The sequence below is a fragment of the Mucilaginibacter sp. P4_G9 genome, from assembly GCF_056400985.1.
This window is the reverse complement of sequence record NZ_JBFUKF010000875.1, coordinates 1-818: the sequence shown is the minus strand read 5'-3', so window position 1 is coordinate 818 and position 818 is coordinate 1. Positions and strand designations below refer to the sequence as shown.

The 818-nt window shown below is 43.4% G+C and carries 1 protein-coding gene; it reads right to left on the bottom strand.

What is annotated here, in order from left to right; translation table 11 throughout:
• Positions 1 to 556, bottom strand: a 556-nt coding sequence (uxuA, locus tag AC1DPZ_RS28295; protein ID WP_477409810.1) for a mannonate dehydratase, incomplete at its 3' end; no start/stop codon positions are given.
• Positions 557 to 818: the final 262 nt, after the last annotated feature.

The following is an 818-nucleotide window of genomic DNA, read 5'->3' as shown; positions in this document are numbered from 1 at the left end:
CAGGAAGGCCGGCCATCAGGTTATTGATGAGTTGCGTTCTTTCCTCAGTAGTAATGCTTTCAAGATACTGTTTGGCTATTTGTTGCTGTGCGCTGCTGTAATCATCCCGGGCGCCATTGCGTTCCAATATGTACAGATCAAATGCGGCCAGCGCTTTTGCATCGTATCTTAAAGCCGTTCCCTTGTTGGGTAACAGGTAGTCAAGATCGGTACGTGTCCAATCCAAAACGGGCATAAAGTTGTAGCATACGGTTGTAATCCCTGCACTTGCTAAATTCTGAAGGGTGCTGACGTAGTTTTCAATATACTTGTCCCTGTCGGCAGATGCGGTTTTAATACTCTCATGAATATTAACGCTTTCCACAACAGACCAGCTTAATCCGGCCTCTTCAATAATTGTTTTACGTTGGATTATTTCGTCGAGCCCCCAAATTTCACCTACCGGAATGTGGTAAAGCGCGGTAACTACCCCTGTAGCACCAGATTGAGCAATAGCTGTTAATGTAACCGGATCGGCAGGGCCAAACCATCTGAATGTTTCTTCTAAATTATTCACTATAGGTTAATGGTATTGTAGTTTGACCGGCAAATTACACATCATTATTTCAAGTTGGAAACGTTATTTGAAACAATCTACGATAACGTTTGCGTGAAAGGCCAATGTAGTAGCTGGAATGAACTGCCAGGCAATATATAACAGCAGGTGTTCCACCGGAACGCCCCCGAACACTGGAACGGCCGGAACACCTTCATCGCTGATAATCAATATTTTAGTATTTTTTTAGATTTATAGCTGCGGAACACCATTTATGCTGATT